The sequence below is a fragment of the Falsirhodobacter sp. alg1 genome (genome assembly GCF_000739715.2).
Taxonomy (GTDB): domain Bacteria; phylum Pseudomonadota; class Alphaproteobacteria; order Rhodobacterales; family Rhodobacteraceae; genus Falsirhodobacter.
This window is the reverse complement of sequence record NZ_BBJC02000003.1, coordinates 244,894-269,202: the sequence shown is the minus strand read 5'-3', so window position 1 is coordinate 269,202 and position 24,309 is coordinate 244,894. Positions and strand designations below refer to the sequence as shown.

Here is a 24,309-nt window from a genome sequence, read left to right as displayed (position 1 = left end):
CCCNGCCAAAGCCGTCTTACATTGTTTCTTCAGCTTCGACAGCCGCTTGCGTTGCTGCAAGCTCGGGGTCCGAAACCAGACCGTAGGCTGCCAGCGGGCCGTTCGGGCCAGCCATGTCATCAGACACGAAGAATTCGACGAATTCCTTCAGGCCCGGGATAACGCCGATATGCGCCTTCTTGACGTAGAATTGCAGCGGGCGCGAAACAGGATATTCTCCCGATGCGATGGTCTCCGTCGACGGAACGACACCCGACATCGTTGCAACTTGCAGCGTGTTCATGTTGTTTTCGTAGAACGACAGGCCGAATACGCCGATACCGTTGCTGTCCGACTGGATACGTGCCAGCGTTTCGGTGTAATCGCCGTCGATGTCGACCGAGCGGCCGTCAGTGCGGGTCGCAACGCAAGCGGCTTCGGCAGTATCCTCATCGCTCATGGCGGTGATTTCTTCCATCGCGCCGGATTCTTCACAGCCTGCGGCCAGAACCTTCTCTTCGAACACTTCGCGGGTGCCGTGCTTGGTGCCCGGAATGAACGCGATGATCGGCTGCTCCGGCAGGTCGGGGTTCACTTCGTTCCAGGTCGTGTTGGGGTTCGCAACCAGCTCACCGTCAACGACCAGCTGTGCAGCCAGGCCCTTGTAGATGTCCGCCGGGGTAAAGGCGAACTCGGGACCGTTGATGTCCGAAGCAAAGACGATGCCGTCATAGCCGATCTGGACGTGCATGATGTCGGTCACGCCGTTTTCGGCACAGGTCGCAATCTCGCTTTCGCGGATAAGGCGCGAAGAGTTCGCGATGTCAGGAGTGTTCTCACCGATGCCCTGACAGAACTGCTGCAGGCCGGCCGACGAACCGCCCGATTGAACGACAGGTGTCGGGAAATCGAAATTCTCACCGAAAGACTCTGCAACGATCGTTGCATAGGGCAATACCGTTGACGAGCCGGCAACCTGAACCTGATCGCGGCTTTGGGCCGAAGCGGCGGCGGCACATGCAACAGTAATGGCAAGGCCGGATGCGGTGATTTTCATGAAGGACATCTCTGTCTCCTATGGATTGCGACATTCGGATGCCTCAGCAGGCTCCGTCGCCGCATGGGGTATCGGCGAATTGCGACTACAATGTAAAACCAAGGTGACAGTTTTATGACACCGCAGGCCGCGCCTGATCATTCTGTCACATCCCGCGCATAGGAAACAGGCGGTGAACCATGTCATATTTGGCAAATTTGCGCCCAAATGAGGCAGTTATGGCGCTCGTTCCTTGCCACTCCTGTTTCCCGCGCAATATACGCAACATAAGATAATTTGTTCATCGGCTGGAATCTGACTTGCTCAAACAACGTGTGACACATTCGGCGACCGGCCTTACCCGCCGCAGCCTGCTTGCAAGCGGTGCCGCAATAACGGCATTCGGCGCGCTCCCTGCCCTTGCACAAGAAGCGGCCCCGCCGCCGCAGGAACCGCTACCGGCACCGACTCCGCCAACGGAGCCTGTGGCCCCGACCCCGCCGGTCTCGACCAGTTTCAGCTTCGATCTGCTGACGGATGAAATGCGTCAGAATGCGTCCCAGCCCTACAAGGCGCCGGCCAAGCCGACCGGGGCGCTCGGCAATCTGCAATATGACGATTATCGCAGTATCAATTTCCGTACAGACCGCACACGTTGGGCGGATAATACCGGCAGTCTGTTCCGCGTCGCAGCCTTTCACATGGGCTGGCTGTACAGCGAACCCGTTCAGATGTTTGAAGTGCGGGACGGCAACTCGACCGAGATGCAGTTCTCGACCGATGATTTCGAATACCGCAACAACCTTGCCGAGCGGTTCCGGCCACATCTGGAGCTGCCGGGTGTTGCCGGTTTCCGCCTGTCCACGCCGATCAACCGCCCGGATACCTATGACGAGCTGGTGGCATTCCTCGGCGCGTCCTATTTCCGGGCCTTGGGTCGGGGCAACAGCTACGGGCTCTCGGCCCGTGGGCTGGCCATCAACACCGCGGCCAACGCACAGGAAGAGTTTCCGCGTTTCTCCCGATTCTATCTGGAAAAGCCCGCGGACGGATCGCAGACCGTGGTTGTCTACGCTGCCTTGGAAAGTCCCTCCGTCACCGGGGCCTATCGCTTTGTCATCACGCCGGGCGACGAGACGGTGATGATCGTCACCGCCCGCATTTTTGCCCGCAACGATGTCACCCAGCTAGGTGTGGCACCGCTTACATCGATGTATCTGTTCTCGGAAACCAACCGTTCCGATTTTGATGACTTCCGCCCGAATGTGCATGATTCGGATGGCCTGAGGATCGAACGCCCGAATGGCGAGATTCTGTGGCGCCCATTGAACAACCCGCCGCGCCTGGGTGGATCGTATTTTGGCGAAAAGTCTCCGCGGTCCTTCGGCCTGTACCAACGCGACCGGGAATTCGAAAGCTTTCAGGATCTTGAGGCGCATTACGAGCGTCGCCCCTCTGCCTTGGTCGAGCCGATTGGCGATTGGGGCAATGGCGCCGTGCGGCTGGTCGAGATCCCGACGGATTCCGAGGTCAACGACAATATCGTCGCCTTCTGGGTTCCGGAGGGAGAGTTCAAGGCGGGTGATTCCCGCGAATACGCCTATTCATTGCGCTGGGGTGGCATGTCGGCCAACCCGCGGGATTCGCTTGCCTATATTTACGAAACGCGGTCCGGTGTCGGCGGTGTATCGGGCCTGCAGAACGGTGAGAACTTGCGGAAATTCGTTATCGATTTCCGTGGCGGCGTAATCGCAAACCTGCCGCTTGAGGCGAAGCTGGAGCCTGTCATAAACATCCAGAACGGCCAGCTTGAAAACAGCACGCTTGAACGGATTTCCGGTACTGATATGTGGCGTCTGGTCTTGGATATTTCGGGAAATGCCGATGCGATTGTGGAACTGGGCGCGCATCTGGCGGGTTATGGACGGAAACTTTCAGAGACGTGGCTTTATCAATGGATCAACGCATGACGTCGGTTACCCCTTCTGAAACCCAGACGCCGGACACCCCGCCCCGTGGCAGCCTGCCCGAGGCCCCTTTGGCCATGCCCAAGCAGGTGCTGACAAGGGAATCGGGTTTCTCGCTCCGCAAGCTGTTTCTTCCTCTTATGTCGCGCGCAGGTAACTAGAATATGGCGAAAGCCAACGGCCCTTCGGAGGCAAGCGCAGCGCGCCTGCTCGGTCTCGTCTTCAGCTTGGTGGCTGCAGGCGGGGCTTTTCTTTTGTTCCTGCAGTTTGGATGGTCCGACGGGCTGGACGCCATGGATATCGTGCGCGCAGCCTTTATCCTCGTCTCCACCTTCTGGCTTGCGTGGGGGGCCATGCAGGCTGTCCTTGGCATGATGTCGCGCGCCAAACCTCCTGCACTGCCGCCGTTTGAAGGCCTGTCAACCAGGACCGCAATCCTCGTTCCCGTTTATAACGAAGATCCGGTAACCGTTTATTCCCGCATTGCCGCCATGGATGCCTCATTGAAGGCTACGGGCTATTCGGACCATTTCCATTTCGCGATCCTGTCGGACACTCGCAAGGATGACATCGCAGCGCTGGAAATGGAGTGGTACGACCGGCTTCTGGCGGAATGCGACGGTGAGGGCCGCATGTTCTATCGTCGGCGGGAATCCAATGCAGGGCGCAAAGCCGGCAATATCGAGGATTTCTTCCAACGTTCTGGTGCTGCCTATGATTTTGCACTGATCCTTGATGCCGACAGCCTGATGGAAGGCGACACCATCGTCGAAATGGCGCGTCGGATGGAGGCGGACACCACCCTTGGCCTTCTGCAAACCCTTCCGAAGGTAACACGCTCAACTGCGCGCTTCGGACGCGCGATGCAATTCTCTGCCAGCTTCCATTCACCGATCTTTGCCCGCGGGCTGGCAATGATGCAGGGGCGGACGGGTCCGTTCTGGGGCCATAATGCAATCGTGCGCTGCCGCGCCTTTGCCGAGAGCTGCGGCTTGCCGGAACTTCCGGGAAAACCGCCGTTCGGCGGGCATATCATGAGCCATGATTACGTCGAGGCCGCCCTTCTGGCCCGCGCTGGTTGGGTTGTCCGGTTGGACGATGATCTGGCCGGCAGCTTCGAGGAAGGCCCCGAAAACATTGTTGACCATGCCAAGCGTGATCGCCGCTGGTGTCAGGGCAACCTTCAGCATTCAAAGATTGTCGGCGCTCCGGGCCTGCGGATGTGGAACCGTTTCGTTTTCATTCAGGGCATCCTGAGCTATATCTCCCCCTTGTTCTGGCTGGGCTTCCTGATGGCGTCAATTGCGGCACCATGGTTTGCACCGCCCCTCAACTACTTTCCTGTCGAAGGCTGGCCTTTCCCGGTATTTCCTTCGGACGAAACGTGGAAAGCTATCGGTCTGGCCATCGGCATTTTCGGCCTTCTGTTCCTTCCAAAGCTGCTGGTGGCTGCGGATGCGATGACGTCCGGCAGGGCACGGCGTTTCGGCGGCTCCGGGCTGGTCTTCGGCTCGACACTGGCAGAACTGGTCCTGTCATCGATCAATGCCCCCATCCTGATGATGTTCCAAACACGTTCGGTGATGCAGGTCGTGCTGGGGGCCGATGGCGGCTGGCCCACGAACAATCGTGGCGATGGAACGCTGGCCTTGGGCGAATCCTGGGCTGCAACATGGTGGATCGTATTGACCGGTGTCTGCGGTCTGGCGGCCACATGGTATCTGGCACCCGGCCTTGTGCCGTGGCTGTTGCCAATTGCCGTCCCCATGATCGTGGCGCCCTATGTCGTATCATGGACATCCAAGGCCAGCACCACACGCACATTTCTGACGCCCCTGGAAATCAATCCTTCGCCCGTCATGTTGCTACAGGACCGCTATCTGGCGCGCTGGCAGGACAACCCCGAGGTGCCATCCGATCCGGCAGTCGGGCAGCCCGCACACATCTAGATATATGAGGGCAAGAATGCTTCGGATACTCCTGACGGTTTTCATGCTGTCGCCCCTGCCCGTCATGGCAGATAATGTAACGGTCTTTGCCGCCGCCAGCATGAAAACCGCTCTGGATGAAATCACGCCAAAATGGGAGGCCGAAAGCGGGGACGACATAACTGTGTCCTATGCCGGCTCCTCGGTTCTTGCCAAACAGATCATTGCCGGGGCACCGGCAGATATCTTCATCTCTGCCTCGACCGAATGGATGGACGCGGTGGAGGAAGAAGGGCTGGTCATACCCGGCTCGCGTAAGGATTTTCTAGGCAATTCGCTTGTGTTCGTCGGTTCTCCCGATGCAGCACCAATGGCCCCCGATGTGCTGTCCTCGTTGAATGGCGGCAAATTGGCGATGGCCTTCGTTGATTCCGTGCCTGCAGGGATTTATGGCAAGCAGGCTCTGACATCCTTGGGTATCTGGAATGGCGTTGCCCCACAGGTCGCGCAGGCCGACAATGTACGATCTGCCCTTGCCCTTGTCGCAACAGGTGAGGCGCCATACGGCGTCGTCTATGCAACCGATGCAATTGCCGAACCGCGCGTGAAGGTGGTGGGCACCATCAGCGACACGGCCCATGATCCGATCATCTACCCGATCGCCCTGATTGACGGTGCTGATGAAAAAGCAGCCACGGGCTTTTTGGCCTATCTGCAGGGCGATGAGGCAGCTACCATCTTCAAGTCTCAGGGGTTCAAGGTTCCGGACTGATATGGATATTTTCACCGCAGAGGAATGGCAGGCAATCTTCCTGTCCCTTCGCGTGTCTGCGGTGGCCACGATCGCCAGCCTCCCCTTGGGTATTTTTATCGCCTATATTCTGGCAAGATGCCGGTTCCCGGGGCGGGATCTGTTGAATGCCATCGTGCATCTTCCCCTGATCCTGCCCCCTGTGGTTACCGGCTATTTGCTGCTGATAACATTCGGGCGACGCGGTCCGGTGGGATCCGCCCTTGCAGAAATCGGCATCGTGTTTTCCTTCAACTGGACCGGAGCGGCACTGGCGGCCGCCATCATGGCGTTTCCGTTGATGGTCAGGGCCATCCGCCTGTCGATAGAAATGATTGATCAGGGGATAGAGGCCGCCGCCTCCACCTTGGGTGCAAGCCCGCTGCGCGTATTCGCCACGATCACACTGCCTTTGGCGCTGCCCGGCATAATCGCAGGAACGATACTCGCCTTTGCCAAGGCAATGGGCGAATTCGGGGCAACGATAACCTTTGTTTCTAGCATACCGGGGGTAACGCAGACGGTCCCCTCAGCCATCTATGCGCTGCTGCAGGCCCCGGGCGGGGAAGCACGGGCACTGCGACTGGTCGGCATATCGGTGATGATCTCGATGGGAGCAATTCTTGTTTCGGAAATCCTTGCCCGCAGATTGGCCCGAAGGATGGGGTCCTGATGCTGCAGGTTGAAGTGCACCACAGGTTTCCGGGGCTGGCACTGGACATTTCGTTCGAAGCGGCAGGCGGCGTTACCGCCCTGTTCGGCCGCTCGGGCGCAGGCAAGACCACTGTTGCCAATGCCGTGGCAGGGCTGGTTCGGCCCGATAGTGGCCAGATAGCGCTGAACGGGCGCATATTGTCCGCCCCCGGTATATGGACCCCTCCTTACCGCAGACGTATCGGTTATGTATTCCAGAACACGCGGCTGTTCCCTCATATGTCGGTTCGGAAAAACCTTCTGTATGGTGCCGCGGATGACCGGCACCTACCGCGCGTCATGGATATGCTGGGCATAGACCATCTTCTGGCGCGGCATCCGCAATCCCTCTCGGGGGGGGAGCAGCAGCGTGTCGCCATCGGGCGTGCACTGCTGATGAACCCCGAACTGCTGATCATGGATGAGCCGCTTTCGGCACTGGATCCCGCCCGCAAGGCAGAAATCCTGCCGTGGCTGGAGCGGCTGCGCGATGAGGCGGGCCTTCCGATCCTCTATGTCAGCCATTCCGTCGCCGAGGTTGCACGCCTTGCGGATCGTGTTGTGCTGATCGACGCAGGGCGCGTCGCCAGGATCGGAACGCCGGACCTGTTGCTGTCGGATCCGGCCCTCGCCCCGCGCCTTGGCCCCCGAGAGGCAGGGGGTGTTTTGACGGGTCAGGTCACCGAACACGCCGATGACGGTCTGACCGCCATCGAAACACCTGCAGGCACCCTGCATCTGGCTGCCGATGTTGCAGTAGGCCGAACAGTGCGGCTACGCATAAGTGCAGAAGATATCGTTCTGTCAACACGTTATCCCCAAGGGCTTTCGGCGCTGAATATACTGCCTGCGCAAATCGATGCCCTGCATACCGAAGGCGCGCAGATGCTTGTACACCTGCGGCTGAAAGGTGAGGCGGCCCTGGTGGCCCGGATCACCACACGATCCGCATCCGCAATGGGTCTGGCCGAAAACGTCCGCGTATTCGCGATTCTGAAATCGGTGGCCCTGATCCATCATTCCTGACGGCGGCGCACCGTCAGTGGATCGCTGGGTGCGACAACCGGCCTGTTTTCCGCCCTGTCACGGTACAATGCCGCACGCCCCAACAGCATCAGCGTGACAGGCGTTGTCGCAATAATAAACAGCGCGATCAGGACTTCATGCAGAACAATCTTGCCGCCCCCGACGGAAAAATAGAGCGCCGAGGCCAGGGAAATTGCGATTGTCCCCCCGCTGGTTGCCAGTGCAGGCGCATGAAGCCGACGATAGAACGTTGAAAGCCGAAGCATTCCGATCGTGCCGATCAATGCCAATCCGCCGCCGACCAGCAGCAGCAGGCTGACCACACAGGCAAGCCACAACGGAAGCTCTATCATTCGATCACCTCCCCCCGCATCAGGAATTTCGCCAACGCCACGGTGGCGATGAAACCAAGCACGCCGATCACCAAGGCAGCCTCGTAGAAAAAGACAGTGCCCGTGCGGATACCCAGCGTGATGAGCAGCAGCATCGCACAGACATAGGCGGTATCCAGCGCCAGAACCCGATCCTGTGCCCGTGGCCCCCGCAGCATGCGGATGCCGGCCAGCAAGACAGCAACGCTCAGCATCCCTTGCGTTATCAGGACAGAGATCGTCAGGATCGTCACGCTCATCCGAAAATCTCCATCAGGGTTCTTTCGTATCTGTTCTGCATCAGTTCGCGCCACATCTCCTCTTCCTCCAGATCCAGCACATGCACCAGAAGAACGCCGTTCCGCGGGTTCCATCCCAGCCATGCGGTCCCCGGCGTTGCCGTGATGAAGATGGCCAGAATAGCCAGCGAGGCTCTGTTCCGTGTTTGAAGCGGCACCTCGATCACGGCAGAGCGTGGGGGCTTCCGACGCAGGATGACACAAGCCACGGCATAATTGGACCAGAGCATATCGCCAATAAACACTGCCAGCAGCTTCGGGATTGGCCGCCAGCTCAGGATGCGGGTCCGTTGCGGCTCCAATGATTTCAACGCACCCGCTGCAACGCAGGCCACGATGGACCCAAGGATAAGCTGCCCGACAGAAAACCGTGTCAGGATCAACCAGACCAGCAGCAGGAACACGGCCAGGGCGGGATGGGGGAACAAGCGTTTCACGATCCACCCTCTCCGCGCTGGTCGAACGTCCGCTCGGCGGTGATGACACCGTTGATATAGACATCCGGGCTGTGCAGGGCGGCGGCTGTCGCCTCCATGTAGCGCATTACCGGCCGCGCCTGCCATGTCATCAGCAATGCCATCAGAACGAACGCCACAACAGGCCCGGCCTCGGCAATCGTGACGCGCGGGCCTTCATCGTCCGCCCCGGCCCAGAATGTCTGTACCCCCACCCGGACAAGGGCGATCAGTGTCGCCAACCCCGAAAGGATCAGCAACGCGAGGAAGACCCATGACATCGCGTTTCCGCCCTGATCCCCCTCCATCATCGCTGAAAGGATCATCACCTTACCCAAAAACCCCGGCAAGGGCGGCAGCCCTGCCAGCAGAACGGCCAGTGCGGCAAAACACAGGCTGAGGATTGTCATGGTGGCCGGAACGACGATACCCGAAGGTTCGTATTCGTCCTCATCTTCGGGTGTGCCGTAAAGGTCGGAGGAAAGCGCCAGCATGGCAGCCACCGCTCCATGCCCCCGCTCCGCCAGTTCAGCCAGCAGAAAGAACGCGGCCAACCCGAGCGTAGAAACCGTCATGTAATACAGGGCCCCTGCGAGCATCGAAATCCCGCCGCCGTTCATCGCAAGGCCGATCACGGCAAGCATCGTTCCCGACGAAATCAGCACCGCATGCCCCGCCATGCGGGACATGGCCTGTGCCCCCAGCACACCGATGCTGCCATATGTCATCGTGGCAAGGCCGCCGAACAGCAGCACCTCGGCCCCGAACCCCGCCGATGGCCCGCTGCCGGGTGCGAAGGTCAGGAAGCACAGCCGCAGCAGAACATAGATACCGACCTTGGTCAGAATTGCGAACATTGCGGCCGCAGGGGCCGACGCTGCCTGATAGGTCGGAGGCAACCAGAAACACAGGGGCCACATTCCCGCCTTTACCAGAAATGCGATGCCCAGAATGGCCAGCGCCGCATGCACCAATGGCCGCTCACGATCGGAAATTGTCGGCATCTGCTGTGCCAGATCTGCCATGTTCAGCGTTCCGACCACGCCGTAGATCAGAGATACCCCGATCAGGAAAAACAGCGAGGCCATCAGGTTGATCGCGATGTAATGCAGACCGGATTTCACCCGCTCCGCCCCCGACCCGTGCAGCAGAAGGCCGTAGGAACCTGCCAGCATGATCTCGAAGAATACGAACAGGTTGAACAGATCCCCGGTCAGGAATGCCCCATTCACCCCCATCATCAGAAACATGAACAACGAATGGAAATGCTGCCCTCGCGCCTGCCATTCGGCCGAGGCATAGACCAGGGCCGGAATGGCCATCAGACCCGCAATCACCAGCATCAGGGCCGACAGCCTGTCCAGCACCAGATTGATCCCGAAGGGCGTTGGCCAATCCCCCAGAAGATAGAGGCCGATCTCATTGCCGCCGGACGGCCCTGCCCCCTTGGCCCCCAACAGCAACTGTACCGCGATGACCAGCATCGCGACGCAGGCAATCATGCTGATGACGAACTTGGCGCGCCGCTGCCGGTCCTCATAGAACAGCATGACAGCGCCCGCGATCAGCGGGATCAGGATCGGGGCAATCATCAGATGGTTCGGGCTGTCGGTGCCCATGATGGCCTCTGCCCCGTTCACAGATCACGCTCCCGTCCATCGACGTGATCCGTGCCGGAAAAACCGCGTGCGGCCAGCAGGACCACCAGAAACAAGGCGGTCGTGGCAAAGCTGATCACGATTGCCGTCAGCACCAGTGCCTGTGGAATTGGGTCGGTATAAGCGGCGGGATCAACCTCTGCGCCCTTGGACAGAATGGGCGGCGCCGCCATGCGCAGCCGCCCCATGGAGAAGATGAACAGGTTGACCCCGTAGGACAGCAGGCAAAGACCCACGATCACCTGAAAGCTGCGCGGGCGCAGAACAAGCCATGTTCCCGAGGCAACAAGGGCACCGATGGCCAATGACAGGATCAATTCCATCAGTTTTCCTCCTCGGCGGCTTTTTCACGTGCCCTGCTCCACCGTAGGGACTGGTGGGCGATGGCGATCAGCATGATGACCACGGCCCCGACGACCAGCATGAACACCCCCGCATCAAACAGCAGTGCCGTGGCAGCCGGCACCTGCCCCACCAGAGGCAGCGTCACATATTGCGAATGGGCCGTCAGGAACGGATATCCGAATATCCAGGACCCCATTCCAGTCGTGGCGGAGACGAGCAACCCCGTCCCGATCCACCGTACCGGCAGAATGCGCAGACGGTCCTCCACCCATGTCACATCGGCAGCGAGGTATTGCAGCAGGAAGGCAATCGCCAGCGTCACCCCCGCGGCAAAGCCGCCACCCGGCAGATCGTGACCACGAAAGAACAGCTCGGCCGCCAAAAGGATGATGACGGGGAACATCCAGTGCATGATGACTGATGGTACCATGAGGTAATCGCGCACGGTATCACCCCGGCTTCGCCCATCCGCCGCGTCGTCATATTCGTTCTGGATGCGCTGCTGGGTCGTTAGTTCGTTGCTTTCCATGGCAGGACGAAAACGGCGCAGCAGCGCAAAGACGGTCAGGCCCACGATCGCCAGAACCGAAATTTCGCCGAATGTATCGAACCCGCGGAAATCCACGAGGATGACGTTGACCACATTCGTGCCGCCCCCCTCGGAATAGGCGTGCTGCAGGAACCAGTCGGATGCAAGATTGCCCGCAGGCATCATCATCACGGTATAGGAAATGGCGGCGACACCGGCCCCGCACACCAGCGCGATGATAAGATCCCCCCTGCGGCGCACACGGACGCGCAACGAGAAATTATCGACCATATCCGCACGCCGGCGCGGCAGCCACCGCAGACCCAACAGCAGCAGCACCGTGGTGACAATCTCCACCAGCAGCTGTGTCAGGCCCAGATCGGGGGCAGAGAACCAGACGAAGGTGACACAGGTCATCACGCCCGCCCCGCCCAGCAGGATCAAGGCCGCAAAACGATGGTATTTCGCCTTGTAGGCCGCCCCGATGGCACAGCCCGCACCGACGATCCAGATGAGCGCGAAGACGGGGTTCGCCCCGGTCAGACGCGGTTTGTACAGTTCTGCCCCCCCGGACCAGAGCGCGTAGATCGCCCCCATGACCCCCATCAGGATCATGACACGGATCTGCACCTGCAACCGTGTAGTTCCCAGCACATGCAGAAGGCGCCGCGGTTGCCGCCATGTCGCGTAGATCATGAACAGCTCGAACACACGGGCCGCGCGAAGGCGGTGGATGAACGGCGGACCTTCGGGGCCGCGCGCGATGAAGCCATGAAACGGCGCGTAGATCAGGATACCTGCACCCACGGCCAGAACGCTCATGATCAGTGCGGCGTTGACCCCATGCCACAGGGCCAGCGAGTATTCCGGCAGATCATCCCCCAGCACCGCCAACGCCCCGACGTGCAGGATCGGCCCCACGGTGATTGCGGGCAGCACACCGATCAGCAGACACAAGGCCCCGAGAAGTTCCGCAGGACGGCGCATCCATGGCGTAGGCTCGTGCGGTTCCTTGGGCAGATCCGTGGCGGGTGGCCCGAAGAATACGGAAAAGAACAGACGCAGCGCATAGGCCACCGAAAAGGCCGATCCGAGAACCGCGATATAGGGCAAGGCATCATCGAAATGCGAGCCGCCATGCCACGCATAGGATTCAGCGAAAAACATTTCCTTGGACAGAAAACCGTTGAACAGCGGCACACCTGCCATCGACGCCGCAGCAAAGGCGGCAAGCGTCGCGGTGAATGGCATCGCCCGTGCCAGCCCCGACAGTTTGCGGATATCCCGGGTTCCGGTTTCATGGTCGATGATCCCGGCGGCCATGAACAGCGCCGCCTTGAAAACGGCATGGTTCATGACATGGAAAATCGCGGCAACGATCGCCTCGGGGCTGCCGATTCCGGCCAAAGCGGTGATCAGGCCCAGATGGCTGATCGTCGAATAGGCCAGAAGCCCCTTCAGATCATGCCGGAACAGCGCCACCATCGCCCCCACAACCAGCGTGACCATGCCGACGCCTGCCACGATATTGAACCATTCCGCCGTACCCCCGAAAATCGGCGAAAAGCGGATCAGCAGGAAAACCCCCATCTTCACCATCGTGGCGGAATGGAGATAGGCCGATACCGGCGTCGGTGCCGCCATGGCATTGGGCAACCAGAAATGGAACGGAAACTGGGCGGATTTGGTAAAGGCACCGATCAGGAAAAGGATCAGCGCAGGCATGTACAGCGGATGGGCCCGCAGCGCGGGACCCGAGGCCAGAACTCGGTCAAGGTCATAACTGCCCGCGACATAGCCCACGATCAGCATGGCCACCAACAGGCACAGCCCGCCGGCCCCCGTAATGACCAGGGCCATCCGCGCACCATCCCGCGCCGCCGCGTTGCTGCGCCAGAAGCCGATCAGCAGAAATGAGATCAGGCTGGTCATCTCCCAGAAGATCACCATCACGATGATATTTCCGGATAACAGCATTCCGTTCATGGCCCCCGCAAAAAACAGGAGCAAGGCAAAGAACCGAGGAGCGCTATCCTTGGGTGACAGATAATACCGCGCATAGATCACCACGAGCAAACCGATGCCCATGACCATCATTGCGAATATCCACGCAAGGCCATCCAGCCGCAGCGTCAGGTTGATGCCTTGTCGGGGCAACCACGCATTATAATCACGCAGGGCATCGCCACTGGCCACCACCGGCCAGCAGACCGCCACCAGCAACGCACAGGCAGCCATTACCCCCCCGGCCACAACGGCCGAGGCATTGCGGGACGGGCGCTGCATCGTTGCCACGATCACACCCCCGAAAAAGGGGAATGTCAGCAGCAGAAGCAGGAGCGATGTTGGAAGCATGCGTATTGAAGCCGCTTTCACGAAATGTGGTGGGGATATCGAGACTTCGTGAAGTATCGGACAGGCAGCGCAGAGCTTCAACCACGCTTCTGCCACATTTCATATTACAACAAAGAATTTATTCCGATTTGCGCAGAAGCTGACGCAGCATTCCATGGAAAGTCTGCACTTCGGCCCGTGTCAGATGCAGCCGGCTCCACATGTTCCGCAGGGCAAGCCGCATTCCCGGAGATTTCGCAGGCGGATAGAAGAAGCCAGCCTCGTCCAGACGCTCTTCGAAATGGTCACCCAGTTTTTCGACCTCGACGGCAGTTGCCAGATCGGTCCGGCCCATCGCCAGCACTTCGGCCGGGACCTCGGTCGTCTGGCGACGGTATTCATATGCTGTCAGCAGCACGCATTGCCCAAGGTTCAATGACGGGAAATCCGGATTGACCGGCACGGTGATGATGGCATTCGCCAGTGCCACATCGTCGTTTTCCAGCCCGGCCCGTTCCGGCCCGAACAGAATGCCGACACGTTTGCCCTGTGCGGACATTTCACGCGCATATTCCATTGCGCGTTCCGGCGTCATCACCGGTTTTGTCAGTTCCCGCCCCCGCGCCGTGGTCGCAAAGACGAAATCGCAATCGCTGATCGCCGCCGGCAGATCATCATACAGACCCGCCGCATCCAGAACCCGCCCTGCGCCGGATGCCATCGCATTCGCCTTCGGGTTGGGCCAGCCATCCCGCGGGGCAACGATGCGCATACGCTCCTGCCCGAAGTTCAGCATCGCACGTGCTGCTGCGCCGATGTTTTCGCCCATTTGCGGGCGGACAAGGATAAATGCTGGGGGGATCATGGGGGCCTCATCTCGTTATGTGCTGATTAAGCCGCGCGGGCTGTAATGACAACCTTTGCGAACTGCGTTAGGGACAACGCCAGCCCTTTCAACCGGAGCCGGATATGGCCGATACCGAACGCCCGCAAATTTACCTTTCCACCCCAGCCGATTTCGATGCCGAGGTTTTTCCCGATCGTCTAGCCCGCGTGCTTGACGGGGCCGAGATCGGTTGCCTGCGTCTTGCGCTGGCAACCCGCGACGAAAGCCGTTTGTCGCAGGCTGCGGATACGCTGCGCGAGCTGTGCCATGCACGTGACATCGCCCTGGTGATCGAGAACCACGTACTGCTGGTTGACCGCCTTGGTCTGGACGGTGTCCATCTGACGGATGGCGCACGTTCCATCCGCAAGGTTCGCAAGGAAATGGGGCCGGATGCGATCATCGGTGCCTTCTGCGGCGTGACACGCCATGAAGGCATCTCCGCCGCCGAGGCTGGTGCCGATTATGTAGCCTTCGGCCCTGTCGGGGAAACTCCGCTCGGTGACGGCAGCCGTGCCGAGGCCGAGCTGTTTGCTTGGTGGTCCGAAATGATCGAGGTTCCTGTCGTAGCCGAGGGCGCGCTGACACCAGCCCTGATCGAGGCCTTGGCCCCCCAAACGGATTTCTTCGGCATCGGTGAGGAAATCTGGTTGGCGAATGATCCGCTGGCCGCGTTGAAAACCCTTATTGCTCCGCTGGGTTAAACCACTGCTCCGGCCGGGTGGGCGGCGCGCACCGCAGCCTCCACCTGCCGGGTCAGAACCTTCCGGTCCCCGGCTTCGGCGACCCCGACGGGTGCGTGGAACGTGATATCGACCGCGCCACCAAACGGGGCTGCCAGAACGCGTTTCATATGCGGCCCGAATGACATGCCGCCATACCAGCCATGGAACCCGGCCTCTGCACCCTTTGGCGGAGTATAGACGGTCGTGACAGGCTGGATCGACATCCTGTTTTTAAGATCCTCTGCAAAGAACGCTGCGAAAAGCGTTGACTTGAAAGGAAGAACCCGCAAACCGTCGGTGCTTGTTCCCTCGGGAAAAAACAGCAGATGGTGCCCTGCCCGCAAGCGCGCTTCGAATACCTGCTGCTGTGCCCGCGCCTCGGCGCCACGGCGATTGATGAATACGGTTCCCGTCGCCCGCGCCAACCAACCGATCCCCGGCCATTTGGCCACTTCGGATTTCGAGACGAAGTAGATCCGCGCACAGGCGTTCAGGGCATAGATATCCAGCCAGCTTGTGTGGTTCGCAACAATCGCGCCCCGCTGTTTCATCACCTTGCCATGACGTGTTAGGCGAATGCCCAGCACCCATAGCGACGTGACGCAGACGAACTGGGTGATATAGGGCGTCAATGGTCGGCGCATCCCGAAGACCGGACGTTCTATCAGACGGACAAGCAGCAGCAGAAGCAGGCAGCCGAAATTGATTGCCACCAGCACGGGTGCGCGCAAGACAATCCGCACCCATCCGGCAGCCCCGATGGGGCTGTCCGGTTCACGTTCCTGCATGCTCATGCTGCATCACCTTACGAGAGTAAAAATTACGATGCCGGTCGGACATCTTGGTCGTATCCATGACAAGACAGACATCTGTCGTGTTGAAGGTACGATCCACCCATGCCCCATCCCCGACGCATCCGCCCATACGGAGATAGGCACGGATCAGTGGCGGAATGGCCCGCATGGCCGCCCGGCTGTCAACGGCCTCTGCCGCGATGAGATCCATGCGCTGCCGCCCGCCGCCATGTGCCGCAACGCGCAATTCGGGCGGTGCCAGATGGGTGTGATGCAGAAAGGACAAAGGTAATGCCAGTTTGCGCACATCAAGTCCCGGAAAACTGGCTGTTCCGAACAGGATCTCGATCCTGCGGGACAGGATGTAATCCGCCAGCCCGTTCCATAGAAGCATCATCGCAGGCCCACCCCGCAGATCCGGCATGACACATGACCGGCCCAGCTCCAGCAGCGAACGACGCGACCGGATCAACGGCCCCAGATCATATTCCCCTGCCGAGTAGAAACCACCGGCCTTGCGCGCGCCTTCCATCGACAGAAGGCGATAAACGCCGACGACATCCTCCAGCAGCGACGGATCACGCCGTTTGTCGATCAGCAGAAGGTGGTCGCAGAACGGATCGTATCGGTCTTTCTCCAGCCGCAGATCATGATCGACAAGATCACCGCCTTCTGCGCCCAGTTCCTCAATGAAAATTCTGTAACGCAGGCGCTGCGCGGCCATAAGGTCGCGTTCTGTCGTTGCAAGGCGCAGGGTCAGGTAGCTTTCCTGGATCGTCATGGGCGAACGCCTAGCCAAAGCAGAATCGTTTTGCAATCACGCTTGAGTTTTACAGTCATCGATATTACCCCCGATTCATGGGTTGAAGACGAGGGTCAGGTCTATTTCGACACCGTTGACGACAACCTTTCCCGCATGTTCGAAGTTCACAGTTATTTTGTGACCAATTTTTGACTGTACCTGACCAAGCCCCCATTCCGGGCAGGCCGGATGCCTGACAAACATGCCCGGTTCAAGAATATCATTCATCTCGGAGCCTTTCATGCCAGACCAAACCCACCTTGCCGCCCTGATCGGTTCGCGAATTTGTCATGATCTTATCAGCCCGATTGGCGCGATCGGCAATGGGCTAGAGCTTATGACAATGACTGGCAGTGCCCAAACGCCGGAAATGCAACTGATTGCAGATAGTGTCGCACAGGCAAATGCACGTATCAGGCTGTTCCGGATCGCTTTCGGACTGGGCGGCGAGGAAACGACCGTCAGTAAATCCGAAGCTGTGTCAATTTTATCGGATATGACGCATGGAAGCCGCCTGCAAATAGACTGGCTGCCGGCAGAAGGGCTGACCCGCGAAGCAACGAGAATCGCTTTCCTGCTGATCCTGTGCCTGGAAACCGCAATGCCCTACGGCGGGCGCATTACCGTGACTGCCGCGAATGATATCCGGGCCGAGGCCGCGCGGCTGCGTCCCCTTCCCGAACTCTGGGCTGTGCTGCGGGGGGCGGACACCCCGGTCAAGGCCGCCCATGTGCAGTTCAGGCTGGCAGCACTGGCGATCGGATCGCAGATCTCCGTGGATGAACAGGAGACCGCGATCCATCTTGCCTATTAGGCGCGGGTCGCCCCGTTTCCACGCACCAGATATTTGAAGCTGGTCAACTGCTCGGCCCCGACAGGGCCGCGCGCGTGCATCTTGCCGGTGGCGATACCGATTTCCGCACCCATCCCGAATTCACCACCATCCGCGAATTGGGTGGACGCGTTATGCAGCAGGATGGCGCTGTCCAGACGCTGGAAAAAGCGGGCAGCAACAGCGTCATCTTCTGTAATGACGGCTTCGGTATGCTGGCTGCCGAATTTACGGATATGGGCAATCGCCCCGTCAACGCCATCCACCAGACGCACGGCGATGACCATATCCAGAAACTCCTTGCCGAAATCCGCTTCTGTTGCAGGGACGGTTCCATCAATTGCGGCCAGTTCACCTTCGACGCGCACCTCGACACCCTTTGCAAGCAGGGCGCGGATCAGCGCTTCCGGTTTACCAAAGGCGCGATCGATCAGCAGGCATTCAGCGGCACCGCAAATCCCAGTCCGGCGGGTCTTGGCATTCACGATGATGCGTTCGGCCATATCCGCATCGGCAGCGCCGTCCACATAGACGTGGCAAATACCTTCCAGATGGGCGAATACGGGTACGCGCGCCTCGCGCTGGACCAGACCGACCAGCCCCTTACCCCCGCGCGGCACGATGACGTCGATGAAATCAACAGCCCGCAGCATTTCGGTAACCACGGCCCGATCGCGAGAGGGGACCAGCTGGATCGCGTCCTCGGGCAGGCCGGCATGACGCAATCCATCGACCAGAGCCGCATGAATGGCGCGACTGCTGTGCAGACTTTCCGATCCGCCGCGCAAGATCACCGCGTTGCCGGATTTGAGGCACAGTGCCCCTGCATCCGCCGTTACATTCGGACGGCTTTCATAAATGACGCCGATCACGCCCAAAGGTGTCCGGACGCGGCTGATGTTCAACCCGGTTGGGCGATCCCATTGGGTAATCACCTCGCCGACCGGATCGACCTGCCCTGCAATATCGCGCAGACTTGTCGCGATGGCCCGGACCCGGCCTTCGTCCAGCGTCAGACGGTCGCGGAGTGCGGCTGTCAGATCCTTGGCCTCGGCCAGATCGCGGGCGTTGGCGTCAAGGATATCTGGCAGGCTGTCTTCGATGCGGGATGCAGCATGGATCAGGGCGGCGTTCTTTGTATCCGTGGGGGCAAAAGCGAGTTCGGCTGCAGCAGCCCGTGCTTTCATTCCCATTTCCCGCATCAATCCTGCGCCGTCATCCATGTCACGTTCCTTTGTTCAGATCACCATATCGTCGCGATGCACCAGCGCAGCACGTCCGGCATAGCCAAGTATTTCCTCGATCTCCCCCGAGCGGTGACCGGCAATGGCCCGCGCTTCGGTAGAAGTGTAGCGTGTAAGGCCGCGGCCCAGAACCTCACCATCCGGGGCGCAAATCTCGACCGGATCACCCCGACCGAATGCACCGGCAATGGACAAGACCCCGGCAGGCAATAGCGAGCGGCCTGCGGCCAATGCGGCCACTGCCCCGATGTCCACGATGATCTGGCCACGGGGCTTCATGGCATTGATCCACCCCTTGCGGGCAGTTTGCGGGTCATCCTGCGCAACAAACCATGTACAAGGTGCGCCGTCGATCAATGATTTCAACGGACGCTCGGCCGATCCTTCCATGATCGCCATGGCGCAACCCGCTGCTACCGCCGTCTTGGCCGCCAGAAGCTTGGTCTTCATCCCACCCTTGGACAAACCGGAAATCGGATCGCCCGCCATCGCCTCGATCGCGGGAGTGATGGTTTCCACGATATCGAAACGCTTGGCCGTCGGATCTTCCTTGGGGTTGGCAGAATAGAAGCCGTCCACATCCGAAAGCAGGATCAGCTGGTCAGCGGCCACGGTCACGGCGACCTGTGCGGCAAGCCGGTCATTATCGCCGAACCTGATCTCGTCGTTGGCGATCGTGTCGTTCTCGTTCACGATCGGCACAACGCCAAGCCCCAGCAGGGTTTCAAGAGTGGCCCGGCTGTTCAGATAGCGACGGCGGTCCTTGCTGTCTTCCAGCGTCACAAGCACCTGCGCCGCAGTGATGTCATGCGCCGCCAGCACCTCTGAATAGGCCCGTGCAAGTTCGATCTGCCCCACGGCGGCAGCCGCCTGCGACTGTTCCAGCGGCAAGGAGCCATATCCCAGATGCAGCACGCCACGTCCAAGCGCGATAGAGCCGGAGGATACGAGGATCACATCCGTTCCCCTCGCCTTGGCCTCGGCGACATCCATCGCAAGGGCTTCGAGCCATGCGCGGCACAGCCCTTTGTCCCGGTCCACCAGCAACGCAGAGCCGATCTTGATGACCAGCCGCGTCGCATTCCTGATATCGGGGCTTATGGATGCCATGGTGCAGGCTCCTCCTCCACAACACGCGCGGCGTCGATTTCCGTGAAGATGCCGCGCAATACGTCATTCACGCCCATTTTGGCCACGCCGGAAATTGCCAGAACCGGCCCGCCGGATGCAGCCTCTAGGGAGGCCTTCAGCTCGGCCACCGTTTCGTCGTCCAGCGCATCGCATTTGTTGAGCGCGACGATCCGAGGCTTGTTCCCCAGCGTTTCGGCATAGGCCTCCAGCTCGGTTACGATGGTATTGTAATCCTCGACAACGGTGTCCGAAGTGCCATCCACCAGATGCAGCAAGACAGAACACCGTTCAACATGCGCCAGAAACTGCGTGCCAAGGCCCCGCCCCTCGCTTGCGCCTTCGATCAGACCGGGAATATCGGCCATCACGAATTCGCGGCCATCAACACCCACCACACCGAGGTTCGGCACCAATGTGGTGAACGGATAATCCGCGATCTTTGGGCGGGCGTTGGAGACGGCCGCAAGGAAAGTGGATTTTCCGGCATTCGGCAGGCCGACAAGACCAGCATCCGCGATCAGTTTCAGGCGCAGCCAGATCGTCCGCTCCACCCCTTCCAGCCCCGGATTGGCACGGGCGGGTGCACGGTTCGTAGAAGATTTGAAATGCAGGTTCCCCCAGCCACCGTTGCCGCCCTTGGCAAGCAGGACACGCTCGCCAACCTTGGTCAGATCGGCGATGACAGTTTCTTCGTCCTCGTCGATGATCTCGGTTCCGACAGGAACCCGCAGGACAATATCGTCGCCGGTTTTGCCGGTGCATTGGCTGCCCATGCCCTGCTGGCCCGTCTTGGCAAAGAAATGCTGCTGATACCGGAAATCGATCAGCGTGTTCAGGCCATCGACTGCTTCGGCCCAGACAGAACCGCCATTGCCGCCATCACCGCCATCCGGACCGCCGAATTCGATGAACTTCTCCCGACGGAAGCTGACGCAACCGGCACCGCCCCCACCAGAACGAATATAGACCTTGCAGAGATCAAGAAATTTCATGGTTCGGCCTTTATGGTAGGATCAGGACAATTTGCGGATATACGTCCAGGTTGCAACATGGGCGTTACGCGCAACCGAAAAAGTTTCGGCTTCGCCCAGATACTGGAAACCTCCGTTCGTCAGGACACGTGCCGAAGCAGGGTTGTCCTGAAAAACCGAGGCAAAAATAGCGGTGTTCTGGAGCGGGTTCGCATCGACAAGCGCGAGAACCGCCTCGGATGCAAGGCCGGTTTTCCAGAATGCGGGCGCGACCCAATAGCCGATCTCGGATTGGTCACGATCCATCTGCTTCAGCGAGATGACTCCCATCACCTCCCCCAGATTATGCGCCGTGCCATCCATGATCCACACGATTTCATCACGCCCGGCCATCGCGCGGGCAATATATGCCTCTATCGCGCCGGGGGGCATGGGGTGCGGGATCGATGATGTCATTTCGGCCACGCGGCGATCACCTGCGTACATCGCAACCAGCCCCGCATCCGAACGGCGGGCCGGGCGCAGCAGCAGACGCGGTGTCTCGATCGTCCGGAGATCCGGTGTCAGATCAAGCGTCATAATCATAACATCCTTGAAAAACGCAGAAGGGACCGGCCCTTAAAGCCGATCCCCTTGTTGCATGCAACTTGCGCGATCCGGCTTACTCAGCGGCCTCCGCCACTGGCAGAACCGAAATGAACGTGCGGCCCTTGAGGCCTTTCTTGAAGGTTACCTTACCTTCACGCACAGCAAAGATCGTGTGATCCACGCCCATGCCAACGCCTTCACCCGGGAACCAGGTGGTGCCGCGCTGACGTACGATGATGTTGCCCGGATTGACCGCCTGGCCACCGTAGAGCTTCACGCCAAGACGGCGTCCGGCCGAGTCGCGACCGTTGCGGGATGAACCGCCTGCTTTTTTGTGTGCCATGGGGGATTACTCCTTCGATTCGTGGGCGCTACGGCGCGCATCGGCAGTACCGACAGCAGCCTTGACGTCCGATTTATCTGCGCCCGAACCCAGCACGTTGGTAACGCGCAGCAAAGTCAGATGCTGACGGTGGCCTTTGGTACGCTGCGAAGAGTGCTTACGACGGCGCTTCACGTAGTGAATTACCTTCTCGCCTTTGATCTGGGCGATAACTTCGGCTTGCACGGCAGCACCAGCAACGAAAGGAACGCCAACGGTCAGGTTTTCACCACCAACCATCAGGATGTCGTTGAACTGGATCGTTTCGCCAGCTTCAGCTGCAAGCTTCTCGACGCGCAGGATATCGCCTGTACGTACTGTATACTGCTTGCCGCCTGTCTTGAGGACCGCGAACATGGTCTTTCCTTTATCGTTCCGCGCCCTGTGGTCCCGGAATGCCGGTGTTAAACCTCGGGCGGCGCGCCTTTGGGGCGTACATAAAAATAGTCTGCCCACCGGAATCGGTGTCAGAAGCGGGACGTATCGTCGAAAAAGCCCTTTCTGTCAACCGTCAGATATCCTGCCCCGCCATATGGCGCGCAGTTTCACGGCCCAGAATTTCCGAGATGCGGGCAAAGACCTGATCATAGGATTCGAAAAGCCACTGGTTCATCGCCTGCCCCGCCCCGGATTGCGAAAACTGGACGTAACTGCGCAAATCGGCATCGCTGAGATCGGAATAGGCAGTAACCAGATATGGGTAAACCCATGTTTCCGTATCGGCCCGAATCGCGGGCTCCTGCGACCAGACATCATCCAGTATCTCACCTTCGGCAATGCCGTCGGGAAAGGCACCACCGCTGATCATGCCACGATAGAAGGCCAGGCTGGAATTCATCGCGCCGGAGATATTCATCTCCACCAGATCATTCGCCGTAACCAGTTCCTGCAACAACGCGAAACGGTCGGGGTCGGACTGCTGCAGATCACTGGCCGCAAGCCGGGCAAGATCCTCCTGCGCGTCATCCAAGAGCCTGTGGCGTGCTTCAAGCTCAAGCCTCACGACACGCTGCCCCAGCTCGGAAGAGAAAAACTCCAGCGCCTCTTGCGCAGCGTCGTCCGGCAGAGCGGCATCTGCAAGTGCCGCATCCAGCATGTGCTGCATGGAGGCATCATCGTACACCCGCGCCAGCGTTGCATCCCAGCGACGCCCTGATGTGGCGGGGAACATCTCCTGCCGGAGCTCCTGACCGCTTTGCGTTCCCTCTTCCCGCATGATTGCCAGAACGTCGGACAGCCTCAATGCGTCCTGCAACCGGACCGCGGCAGATTCCCCTGTTGCGGCCTGCGCAAAGCCAGCAGAAGGCACGAAGGGCACCAGCAGTGAAAGGCTGACGACAATTGCCCGAAACATCGCGTTCTCCTCGTTGGTTCATGGTGCGAATTAGGCTTCTTCCCGCACTCTGCCAAGCAGCACGACAGACAATACCGTAAAAATTGCAAAGACCTCTTGCAGAGGCGCATACACCTCGCTAAACGACCCGAACGACGACCCCTGATACGGAGAGGTGGCAGAGTGGTCGAATGCGGCGGTCTCGAAAACCGTTGTCGGTTTGCGCCGACCCAGGGTTCGAATCCCTGTCTCTCCGCCATTCACCATCATGGTTGACGGCCATCAGGGTTCAGATTGATAAATCTGACAGTCCTTCCCCATACAATCACGACAATGCCGTATTCCCATTGATGCCTGAGGAATGCGCTGTGCCATGCCTAAAATGCAAAAAAGGGCCCTTCAGGCCCTTTTCCACAAAATACATCATGTGCTGCACAAGGAAACCCTGCGCAGCACAGCAGATCAGCTGAACAGCATACCGCCATTGATGTCGAAGTTTGCACCGGTCACAAAAGCCGATTGGTCGCTGGCAAGGAAGTAAACCATATTGGCCACATCCATCGGCAGACCCTGACGTTTCAACGGTGCCGCTGCTTCGACGTTCTTGCGCACCTCGGGCTTTGTGAAGATGTTGTGGAAATCGGTATCGATCATGCCCGGGCACAACGCATTCACACGGATATCCGGGCCCAATTCCTTGGCCAGGCCGCGTGTCAGCGTCATGATTGCACCTTTGGATGCGGCATAGGCCGAAGAACCGGGGCCACCGCCGTCACGACCAGCCTGGCTGGCCAGGTTGATGATCGTACCGGATTTCATGTGATCCAGAACAGCACGGGTCATCATGACGGTGCTGGTCACGTTCAGATCCATCACTGCCAGCCAATGCTCGACAGTCATCTCACGGAACGATTTACGCGCGATCAGACCGCCCGAGTTGTTCACCAGAATATCAATTCCGCCGAACTTCTCGACCGTGGCCGAAACCAGTGCTGCCACGCCTTCGGGTTTGGAAAGGTCACCTTGAATGGCAATTGCCTTGCCACCGGCTGCCTCAACGTCAGCAACCGTCTGGTTCGCGCCTTCGGCGCTGGCAAAGTAGTTGATGACGACGTTTGCGCCCTCTTGGGCCAGACGTACTGCGCATGCACGGCCAATGTCACGTCCACCGCCAGTAACGATCGCTGTTTTGCCTTGGAGTGTCATAGTGT

The 24,309-nt window shown here is 59.6% G+C and carries 27 protein-coding genes and 1 tRNA gene; 9 read left to right on the top strand and 19 right to left on the bottom strand.

All coding sequences use genetic code 11. The features are described 5' to 3' along the window. Positions 1–16 precede the first annotated feature (16 nt). Positions 17–1,045 (bottom strand): PstS family phosphate ABC transporter substrate-binding protein, encoded by a 1,029-nt coding sequence (locus TR36_RS07740; protein WP_045390330.1) that lies wholly within the window; start codon positions 1,043–1,045, stop codon positions 17–19. Positions 1,046–1,335: 290 nt separating this feature from the next. Here TR36_RS07740 and TR36_RS07735 point away from each other — a divergent pair, with 290 nt between their 5' ends. From TR36_RS07735 to modC, 6 genes are read left to right on the top strand one after another with little or no spacing between them, the layout of a single operon-like run. Beyond that, the gene (locus TR36_RS07735) at positions 1,336–2,985 is read left to right on the top strand and encodes a glucan biosynthesis protein (protein ID WP_237763537.1); all 1,650 of its coding nucleotides are present in this window, start codon (positions 1,336–1,338) and stop codon (positions 2,983–2,985) included. Beyond that, positions 2,982–3,143 (top strand): hypothetical protein, encoded by a 162-nt coding sequence (locus tag TR36_RS15750; protein ID WP_192841330.1) that lies wholly within the window; start codon positions 2,982–2,984, stop codon positions 3,141–3,143. The genes TR36_RS07735 and TR36_RS15750 overlap by 4 nt, the downstream gene beginning before the upstream one ends. Before the next feature lie 3 nt (positions 3,144–3,146). After that, positions 3,147–4,931 carry a glucans biosynthesis glucosyltransferase MdoH gene (gene mdoH, locus TR36_RS07730; protein ID WP_062762941.1) on the top strand — a complete coding sequence of 595 codons (1,785 nt, stop codon included), beginning with the start codon at positions 3,147–3,149 and terminating at the stop codon, positions 4,929–4,931. A gap of 16 nt (positions 4,932–4,947) precedes the next feature. Next, positions 4,948–5,682, top strand: coding sequence for a molybdate ABC transporter substrate-binding protein (modA, locus tag TR36_RS07725; protein ID WP_237763536.1), 735 nt, complete (start codon positions 4,948–4,950; stop codon positions 5,680–5,682). 1 nt (position 5,683) lies between these two features. Further along, entirely contained in the window at positions 5,684–6,373 is a 690-nt protein-coding gene (gene modB / locus TR36_RS07720) for a molybdate ABC transporter permease subunit (protein WP_045390340.1), read from the top strand. Continuing rightward, a complete protein-coding gene (modC, locus tag TR36_RS07715) occupies positions 6,370–7,419 on the top strand; it encodes a molybdenum ABC transporter ATP-binding protein (protein WP_062762938.1) in 1,050 nt (349 codons plus the stop codon). Before modB ends, modC begins: the two co-directional genes overlap by 4 nt. Here modC and mnhG read toward each other — a convergent pair. From mnhG to TR36_RS07680, 7 genes are all read right to left on the bottom strand, one after another. Next, complete coding sequence (gene mnhG / locus TR36_RS07710; protein ID WP_062762935.1) at positions 7,410–7,772, bottom strand: monovalent cation/H(+) antiporter subunit G; 363 nt, start codon at positions 7,770–7,772, stop codon at positions 7,410–7,412. The two genes, modC and mnhG, sit on opposite strands and share 10 nt — an antisense overlap. Continuing rightward, positions 7,769–8,050, bottom strand: a complete 282-nt coding sequence (locus TR36_RS07705) for a K+/H+ antiporter subunit F (protein WP_062762932.1) — start codon at positions 8,048–8,050, stop codon at positions 7,769–7,771. The genes mnhG and TR36_RS07705 overlap by 4 nt, the downstream gene beginning before the upstream one ends. After that, on the bottom strand, positions 8,047–8,526 hold the full coding sequence (locus tag TR36_RS07700; protein ID WP_045390351.1) for a Na+/H+ antiporter subunit E: 480 nt from the start codon (positions 8,524–8,526) through the stop codon (positions 8,047–8,049). The genes TR36_RS07705 and TR36_RS07700 overlap by 4 nt, the downstream gene beginning before the upstream one ends. Then, entirely contained in the window at positions 8,523–10,184 is a 1,662-nt protein-coding gene (locus TR36_RS07695) for a monovalent cation/H+ antiporter subunit D (RefSeq protein ID WP_237763535.1), read from the bottom strand. Before TR36_RS07695 ends, TR36_RS07700 begins: the two co-directional genes overlap by 4 nt. Further along, positions 10,181–10,525, bottom strand: coding sequence for a Na+/H+ antiporter subunit C (locus tag TR36_RS07690; RefSeq protein ID WP_045390354.1), 345 nt, complete (start codon positions 10,523–10,525; stop codon positions 10,181–10,183). Before TR36_RS07690 ends, TR36_RS07695 begins: the two co-directional genes overlap by 4 nt. After that, positions 10,525–13,431 carry a monovalent cation/H+ antiporter subunit A gene (locus TR36_RS07685; RefSeq protein WP_062762929.1) on the bottom strand — a complete coding sequence of 969 codons (2,907 nt, stop codon included), beginning with the start codon at positions 13,429–13,431 and terminating at the stop codon, positions 10,525–10,527. Before TR36_RS07685 ends, TR36_RS07690 begins: the two co-directional genes overlap by 1 nt. Before the next feature lie 118 nt (positions 13,432–13,549). Beyond that, the gene (locus TR36_RS07680) at positions 13,550–14,275 is read right to left on the bottom strand and encodes an RNA methyltransferase (protein ID WP_045390360.1); all 726 of its coding nucleotides are present in this window, start codon (positions 14,273–14,275) and stop codon (positions 13,550–13,552) included. 104 nt (positions 14,276–14,379) lie between these two features. On the opposite strand from TR36_RS07680, the gene TR36_RS07675 reads away from it, so the two are divergent. Continuing rightward, positions 14,380–15,000, top strand: a complete 621-nt coding sequence (locus tag TR36_RS07675; protein WP_045390363.1) for a thiamine phosphate synthase — start codon at positions 14,380–14,382, stop codon at positions 14,998–15,000. On the opposite strand, the gene TR36_RS07670 is transcribed toward TR36_RS07675, so the two are convergent. The 3 genes from TR36_RS07670 to TR36_RS14760 form a co-directional block, all read right to left on the bottom strand. Next, positions 14,997–15,815 carry a 1-acyl-sn-glycerol-3-phosphate acyltransferase gene (locus tag TR36_RS07670; RefSeq protein WP_045390366.1) on the bottom strand — a complete coding sequence of 273 codons (819 nt, stop codon included), beginning with the start codon at positions 15,813–15,815 and terminating at the stop codon, positions 14,997–14,999. The two genes, TR36_RS07675 and TR36_RS07670, sit on opposite strands and share 4 nt — an antisense overlap. Beyond that, on the bottom strand, positions 15,796–16,596 hold the full coding sequence (locus TR36_RS07665; protein WP_045390369.1) for a GNAT family N-acetyltransferase: 801 nt from the start codon (positions 16,594–16,596) through the stop codon (positions 15,796–15,798). The genes TR36_RS07670 and TR36_RS07665 overlap by 20 nt, the downstream gene beginning before the upstream one ends. Positions 16,597–16,671: 75 nt before the next feature. Then, positions 16,672–16,845 (bottom strand): DUF3553 domain-containing protein, encoded by a 174-nt coding sequence (locus TR36_RS14760; protein WP_067397920.1) that lies wholly within the window; start codon positions 16,843–16,845, stop codon positions 16,672–16,674. 13 nt (positions 16,846–16,858) lie between these two features. On the opposite strand from TR36_RS14760, the gene TR36_RS07660 reads away from it, so the two are divergent. Further along, positions 16,859–17,431 carry a histidine phosphotransferase family protein gene (locus TR36_RS07660; RefSeq protein WP_062762926.1) on the top strand — a complete coding sequence of 191 codons (573 nt, stop codon included), beginning with the start codon at positions 16,859–16,861 and terminating at the stop codon, positions 17,429–17,431. Here TR36_RS07660 and TR36_RS07655 read toward each other — a convergent pair. The 7 genes from TR36_RS07655 to TR36_RS07625 all read right to left on the bottom strand — a co-directional run bounded on the left by TR36_RS07655 (position 17,428) and on the right by TR36_RS07625 (position 23,119). Then, on the bottom strand, positions 17,428–18,672 hold the full coding sequence (locus tag TR36_RS07655; protein ID WP_045390373.1) for a glutamate-5-semialdehyde dehydrogenase: 1,245 nt from the start codon (positions 18,670–18,672) through the stop codon (positions 17,428–17,430). The two genes, TR36_RS07660 and TR36_RS07655, sit on opposite strands and share 4 nt — an antisense overlap. Before the next feature lie 15 nt (positions 18,673–18,687). Continuing rightward, entirely contained in the window at positions 18,688–19,803 is a 1,116-nt protein-coding gene (proB, locus tag TR36_RS07650) for a glutamate 5-kinase (protein WP_045390375.1), read from the bottom strand. Then, a complete protein-coding gene (obgE, locus tag TR36_RS07645) occupies positions 19,791–20,816 on the bottom strand; it encodes a GTPase ObgE (protein ID WP_062762923.1) in 1,026 nt (341 codons plus the stop codon). The genes proB and obgE overlap by 13 nt, the downstream gene beginning before the upstream one ends. A gap of 21 nt (positions 20,817–20,837) precedes the next feature. Then, on the bottom strand, positions 20,838–21,374 hold the full coding sequence (locus TR36_RS07640; protein WP_062763002.1) for a GNAT family N-acetyltransferase: 537 nt from the start codon (positions 21,372–21,374) through the stop codon (positions 20,838–20,840). An 82-nt stretch (positions 21,375–21,456) separates the two neighbouring features. Further along, positions 21,457–21,726: a 50S ribosomal protein L27 gene (gene rpmA / locus TR36_RS07635; RefSeq protein ID WP_062762920.1), complete on the bottom strand. Its 270-nt coding sequence runs from the start codon at positions 21,724–21,726 to the stop codon at positions 21,457–21,459. A 6-nt stretch (positions 21,727–21,732) separates the two neighbouring features. Next, positions 21,733–22,122, bottom strand: a complete 390-nt coding sequence (rplU, locus tag TR36_RS07630) for a 50S ribosomal protein L21 (protein WP_045390383.1) — start codon at positions 22,120–22,122, stop codon at positions 21,733–21,735. A 154-nt stretch (positions 22,123–22,276) separates the two neighbouring features. Next, positions 22,277–23,119, bottom strand: a complete 843-nt coding sequence (locus TR36_RS07625) for a DUF2059 domain-containing protein (RefSeq protein WP_045390385.1) — start codon at positions 23,117–23,119, stop codon at positions 22,277–22,279. A gap of 148 nt (positions 23,120–23,267) precedes the next feature. Between TR36_RS07625 and TR36_RS07620 the strand changes: the two genes are divergently transcribed. Beyond that, positions 23,268–23,357: transfer RNA gene (locus TR36_RS07620), tRNA-Ser, on the top strand. Positions 23,358–23,560: 203 nt separating this feature from the next. Here the strand turns inward: TR36_RS07620 and TR36_RS07615 are convergent. Beyond that, positions 23,561–24,304 (bottom strand): SDR family NAD(P)-dependent oxidoreductase, encoded by a 744-nt coding sequence (locus tag TR36_RS07615; protein ID WP_045390387.1) that lies wholly within the window; start codon positions 24,302–24,304, stop codon positions 23,561–23,563. Between the last annotated feature and the right edge of the window lie 5 nt (positions 24,305–24,309).